At 56.4% G+C, this 6,534-nt stretch carries 6 protein-coding genes; all 6 read left to right on the forward strand.

Going from position 1 to position 6,534, the window contains the following annotated elements; translation table 11 throughout:
* Positions 1–538: bacteriophage T4 gp5 trimerisation domain-containing protein (locus LDK53_RS19035; RefSeq protein WP_412174838.1), on the forward strand; the 538-nt coding region annotated here is incomplete at its 5' end.
* Entirely contained in the window at positions 531–1,025 is a 495-nt protein-coding gene (locus tag LDK53_RS19040; protein ID WP_225287817.1) for a hypothetical protein, read from the forward strand. The genes LDK53_RS19035 and LDK53_RS19040, both read left to right, overlap by 8 nt.
* 190 nt (positions 1,026–1,215) lie before the next feature.
* Positions 1,216–1,656, forward strand: a complete 441-nt coding sequence (locus tag LDK53_RS19045) for a hypothetical protein (protein ID WP_225287818.1) — start codon at positions 1,216–1,218, stop codon at positions 1,654–1,656.
* Between the two features lie 18 nt (positions 1,657–1,674).
* A complete protein-coding gene (locus LDK53_RS19050; RefSeq protein ID WP_225287819.1) occupies positions 1,675–2,736 on the forward strand; it encodes a hypothetical protein in 1,062 nt (353 codons plus the stop codon).
* 60 nt (positions 2,737–2,796) lie between these two features.
* The gene (locus LDK53_RS19055; protein WP_225287820.1) at positions 2,797–3,237 is read left to right on the forward strand and encodes a DcrB-related protein; all 441 of its coding nucleotides are present in this window, start codon (positions 2,797–2,799) and stop codon (positions 3,235–3,237) included.
* Between the two features lie 3 nt (positions 3,238–3,240).
* The coding region (locus LDK53_RS19060) for a DUF6531 domain-containing protein (RefSeq protein ID WP_225287821.1) at positions 3,241–6,534 on the forward strand (3,294 nt) is incomplete at its 3' end.

The raw sequence follows: 6,534 nt of genomic DNA on the forward strand, positions 1-6,534 counted from the left end.
GACGCAGATGGGCTTTATGAGCCGGACAAAAGACGGCTCGGTCGACAATGCCAACGCCCTGCGGTTCGAGGACAAAGCGGGTGCGGAGCAGGTATGGATCCAGGCCGAGCGGAATATGGATACCAGCATCAAGAATGATGAAACGCACAGCGTCGGCGGCGAGCGTAGCCATTACGTGAAGAAAAATGAGCTGCATCGCGTGGAGGCAAATCAGATCCAGGCGGTGAAAGGCGGGACTGAGATCCTGACGGGGAAAGGCAAGCTGGACGCGGCGGTGGAGCAGTACGTTATTGCTTCCGGAACAAAGCTGAGGCTGGTCTCCGGTGAAAGCGCCATTGAGCTTAACGCGAACGGCAAAATTAGCCTGATCGGCAAAGAGTTTAACTTCTTTGTGGAAGGGGATGGCCATATTACGACGGGCGGTAAGCTACACCTGAATACCTCTGGCACAAAACCGGGTACCATGGCACCGGGCGCGGGACACAAAGGAGACATTGATGCGGCCGTTCAGGCGAAGTTCACGACCAAAGGTGAGTAAAGCGGGAGCGGTGTTTGTCGCGTTATTAACGACGGGGATGGGTGGCGGAGACGTAAAAATAAACGATCTTTGGATCTTCGTTTCCAGGATGAGTGCTTCACTCAAAACGTTATCCGTTAGGAATCTGAGCGACGCGCCGCTGCCGTTTAAAATGATCAAAAATAATGAATATATTAACTTCTACACTACTGAGGATATCACTCTCGCTGACGGAACGAACATAACCGCGATTGACTTACGTTTAAGTAAAGAACGCGACGCCGTTGCACCATTTCTCAGTTTTTCGCCCTCCGGCCGGTGCATAACGCTTGATGCCGTTAAAAAGCACTTCCCGCATCTGGAGTTAACTGACTATCCCAGAGGCCGCTCCGGGAATGAAGTGACCAGCTACACCGCGTCAAAAGACAAAAATGGAGAGAAAATAAGCTTTAGTTTCACCGTAAATAAACCTGATTGTCTGGACTCGGTTGTCATTAGTGCGGACTAAGACATCTCATTGTCATAAAAGGCCTTTTTCTCCTTCGGAGAACCGGGTAATAAAAATTCGATGAAAAATGATTAACGTGAAAATTCACACCCCAACATTTCTCGCTTTTACCGTGATATGTCTCTCTCTGAACTGCTATGAGGTGCTTGCACACGATATACCACCGGTTTTAGTTAAACAGGATTTTACTGTGCAGCTGAAAGACCAGACGGTCTCATTGGGCGAAAGATGGACAGATGACGTTGCGCGTAAATTTGAGCTGCCGATAGAGGGCCATTTTGTCGGTGAGGTTCCTTTTGACGAAACCCACTATAAATTCTACCAGCATCAAAAGACGGGGTTCGGCATTTATGTTTCCAATCTCTGGTGGGATAAAGCCGAACGCAGTATTGATGACTATATCGTGTCGCAGATTACGCTGACCGCAGGGGAGGGTAAAACGCCGCGCGGTATTCATGTGGGTTCATCTGCCGGGGAACTCAGCAGGGCATATGGCAATGGTCAGATTGAAAACGATGCCGGGGAACAATGGTGTTTTTATCAACTGGGTAACAGGCTGCTCTCTTTCGAGATTAAAGACGACAAGGTTGTGACAATAACAATGAATTACGACAATGGCGCCCGGGAGTAATTTGTGACCAGGAGATATTTGGCATGCGCATTGTTCACAGCGCTATTACTGGGCTCAGTTGCAACATCAGCCGCGCCTGAGCTATCGCAATATAATGCGCTCGATACCGTAAGCCGTATCGTGAACAACAGCGAAGTGAAAGAGACGCTCAGGAAGACGCTGGGTAGTGATTACGAGACGTTTATTAGCAACTTCGATGTCTTTGGCGAACCCCATGCCACCTCAGACGGAGGGCTGTTTGTTGAAGGCTGGCTAAAAGATCTTTATCTGGAAAATGCGTCCGCTTTGGTCGTTGAACCTGACGGCAAACTCTATACGGCCTGGGTCGTTCCTGAGTCAGACATTGTTCATTATCAGTCATCCGATCGTAGTCAGGTGGTGAATCCCGATATTCAGCAGTGGGCGACCAGATTCAAAGCGATGCATTTTGCAACGAACAGCCCGGCAAGACGCGCATTTGACGGGGTATGGACAGGCGAATCGGGAACCGACTCGACGTTAACCCTGCGGTTAGTGGAATCAGGCGACCGTATTTCCGGGTCTTATTGCTATATCTCTCAGAGAGGAAACCGCATCGATTGTCCTGCAGAGGATGAACGCAACCTAAGCGGTACGATTGCAGGCAATCGGGCGAACGTTAAGTTCGACTCCACGTTTGGCGGCGTAGATGGACAAGCAGTTCTGGAAATTAACGCAAGCAAAATGGAATGGCGTTTAGTGACGCCTCCTCAGAAAGGGAATTATTATGCGCCACTGCGTTATACGTTAAATAAAGCTGATCCCGTTCGTAACGCTGAAACCAGAAAGCTCGATACCGATAAGTTCACTATTTCTCTGGTAAATAAATGTGGGCGTTTCGAGCGTGAATGTAGCCAGATGTATTATCTCGGTGTACGTAAAAGTGATAACAGTACGATCGCCTTAAAAGGAAAAACACTGCAGGATCCCACAGGTAAAGTAATCGGCTCAAGCTATAAGAATAGTGAAGTTACCTATACCGTGACCTATGCACCACTGAAACTGGTTGTCAGCAAAGGCAGCCATATTTTAGTTGAGCAGCAAGGTCACTGGCTTAAATAATAAAATAGCCAGTCAAAAGTTCAACGTATCTCTCTCAATATCAATTATCCCGGATCCCCTATGAAATACACCCTCCAGGAAGGTTCATTTTCCCTTTTTCCTGCGGCCTGGCAGGATAACAGCATGAACATTATTCGCGATGACGAAAGCGGGCTGTCCGTGGTGGTCAGCCGCGGCGCTATCCCGGATGGCAGCGATTATGAGAAAGAGTTTCACCGCCAGTGGGATGTCCTGCGACCTCAAATGGGCGAGGTCGCCCAGAGCGAATTCCGGTACGTGAAAGCCGGGCCTGACGGCAAAATCACCGGTCTGGAAGTTGAAACCCACTTTGACCATAACGGGCAGCGCCTGTGGCAAAAACAGCTGGCCGTGCAGACGCCGGGCAAACCGGTATTGTTGATTTTCACTCTCTCAGCACTCAGAGCATTTACCGAAGAGGACGAGGAGCGCTGGAGCGCGCTTAAGCAGAGTCTGACGCTAAACGACAACCGGAATGTGTAAGGCATGAGCGATAACAACGCGGCCCGTAAGGGCGACGAGATTATTCACTCCAGCATTTTTGCGGATATCACCAGCATTGTGGCGGAAGGTGCCGCTTATGCGGTGATCGGCGCGGCGGTGGGGGCAGCAGCTACCGTGGCGGCACCATTGCTGGGAGCCGGTGCGGCAGCCGCAGGCGTGGCGGCGATTGGCTCCAGCTGTTTGCTCAGCGGCATCATTGGCGGCGTTCTGGCAAACGTGGCGGGGATCACAGACGATATCAGCAACGCCGCAGAGGGGTTAGGCAACGCGCTTTTCCCGCCGTCGCCTGCGGGTAAAATCACCACCGGTTCCAGCAACGTTCTGACCAATGCGCTCCCTGCCGCGCGCGCGGCAGGCACGCTGACGCCAGCAGATACCCCGTCACCTGAGCCGCAGTCACCGGGCAGCTTTGCCGATTACGCAGGCATGCTACTTTCCGCTGCCGGACAGTTTGGCAGCGAAATGTGGCAGCCGAGCGTGGCGTCAGCCGCCGCGGGGACCTCGCCGCTGGAAGAAGACAAGGTGGCGTGCGAAAAGCACTCCGGACCGCAGTACCTGGCGGAAGGTTCAAAAAGCGTTTTCATCAACGGCCAGCCTGCGGTGCGTGCGAAAGATCGCACCACCTGTGAAGGGACCGTTTCCGATGACGTTTCCCCGAACGTGATTATTGGCGGCGACACGCTCACGGTTCGCGATATCAAAAGCGGCAAAACCCCGGACCTGGCGCTGGGGATGATTGCGCTCTCGTTGCTGCGCGGTCGTCCGGGCAAGATTTTGAAAAACATGCCCTGCGCGCTGGCGGCTGCCGGCGGCGGGATGCTGGCCGATATGGCCGTCAATGCCGTGTTTGGCTCTTCGCACCCGGTTCACGCCGCCACCGGTGTGAAGGTGCTGAACGACGATGATGAACTCGATTTCTCGCTGCCGGGGCGCTTCCCGCTTCGCTGGCAGCGCAGCTACAACAGCCTGACCACCCGCGAAGGGCTGTTTGGCCTGGGCTGGGCTACCTCTTTTGACAGCTATCTGAGGCTGGAAGAGAACAGCGCGACCTGGTTCGACGAAACCGGACGCGAGCTGAGCTTTGAACTACCTCCTGTCGACCGGGCGTTTTACAGCATCAGCGAAGGCATTATCATCCGCCGCAATGAGAGCGGCGACGTGGCAATTGCCGACGATGACGGCGCGGTGTGGCGTCTGTACAAACCGACCCGCGCCAACCCCTCCATCCTGCGTCTGGCCTCGCTGAGCGATGAATATGGCAACGCCCTGCTGACCGAGTGGGACGAGCACGGACGTCTGGTTGGTCTTCACGATGAGCCACGGGCGATAGATGTCACCCTGCGCTATGAGGACGAACGGTTCCCGCAGCGCGTGACCGCAGCCAGCCATTTCGACGGCGACCGTACCTGGCCGCTGATGCAGTGGGGTTACGACGCACGCGGTCAGCTGGCGAGCGCGACGGATGCCTCTGGCGTCGTCACCCGCGAATACCGCTATAACGACCACGGCCTGATGGTCTGGCACCGCCTGCCGGGTGGGCTGGAGAGCGAGTACCGCTGGCAAAAATTTGACCACTGGCGCGTGGTGGAAAACCGCACCAGCACCGGCGACGGCTGCCGCTTTAGCTACGATTTGGTCGCCGGGCTGACGACCGTCGAGCACTATGATGGTCAGAAGCGTCAGCACTACTGGAATGCGCAGAGCCTGATTGTCCGCTACGTAGACGAACGCGGTGAAAACTGGCGCTACGAGTGGGATGACAACGAACTTCTGACGCGTCGCATCGATCCGCTGGGTAACGCCGTCACCTTTGTTTATGACGAGATGGGCAACCGGGTGCAGGAGATCGACGCCGACGGTAATGCCCGCACCACCACCTGGCTGGAACATCGCGCGTTGCCGTCAGCCATCATTGAAGCCGACGGCAGCGCTACCCGGTTCTGGTACGACGAACATCACGGCCTGCAGCGCGTGGTGGACCCGATGGGGCAGACGACGCTGCTGCACCGGGACGCGTTTGGTCAGGTCGTTGAGGAGGTCGATGCCGCCGGCAACAACCGCCACCAGGAGTACAACGAGGCGGGACAGGTGGTGCGCGAGACGGACTGCTCTGGCCGCACAACCCGCTATCGCTATCATCCGCTGGGCTGGCTGGAGAGCGAGACGGGTGCTGACGGCGAAGAGACGCGCTATCGCTACGACGCCGCAGGGCGCCCGGTGCAGCTCGATCGTCCCGAAGGCTGGACGGAGTCACTCAAATGGAACGCACGCGGCCTGCCGGTGAAGCATGCCGGCGCTGATGGTAAAGAAAGCGAGTTCAGATACGATGAGGCAGGACGCTTAACCACCACGCGTAATACGCAGGGTGAGGAAGTTCGCCGCCGCTGGGACAGTCGCGGGCGTCTGATTGCCCTTGAAAACGAAAACGGCGAAGCGTATCAGTTCTGCTGGGGGCCAGACTCGCTGCTGCTGGAAGAGGTGGGGCTGGATGGCGTGGCCTCGCAGTATCGCTATGACGCCTGCGGACGCACGATCGCGCGTACCTTTTCCGCCGGGCATCCGGAGGCCATCACCCACGCCTTCGCCTGGAGCGCGAGTGGCCAGTTGGTCGCCCGCACCACGCCGGAAGGACAGACCTGCTACCACTACACTCCGTCGGGGCTGTTAAGCCGGATTGGGCTGCATCCTGCGCTTGCAGCCGACGCGTGGAGCACCGAGGCAGAGCAGGAGCTCGTCTTTGAATATGACGCGCTTGGTCGCGTGACGCGCGAAGTGGGCGAGCACGGCGAGCTGGCGTGGCAGTACGATGCCCTCGGCAACCGTATCTCCGTTACGCTGCCCGATGGCCGCGAGCTAAAGCAGTTCTACTACGGCAGCGGGCATCTGCTCAGCATTGCGCTCGATAAGCTGTCGGTCTCGGATTTTACCCGCGACGAACTCCACCGTGAGACCAGCCGCACCCAGGGGCTGCTGACAACCCGCAGCGAATACGACCGTCTCGGCCGCCTGCATCGCCGGGACGTCTTCACCGGCAATGCCCAGCGCCCGTCGCCGCGCCGCTGGTCCCGCCGCTGGGATTACGACTACCGTAATAACCTGGTGCGGGAAGAGCGGGACGATAACCCGTTCAGCTGGTATCGCTGGCAGTACGACAGCGCCGGGCGCCTGCTGGTTCAGGACGGCACGCTGCCCGGTCAGGAGCAGTGGCGCTGGGATGCGGCTGGTAATCCGTTAGAGGGCGCTGGAGAGAAGATTGCCCATAACCGGGTCACGCAA

The sequence above is a fragment of the Enterobacter sp. K16B genome, assembly GCF_020216105.1.
Lineage (GTDB): Bacteria > Pseudomonadota > Gammaproteobacteria > Enterobacterales > Enterobacteriaceae > Enterobacter > Enterobacter sichuanensis.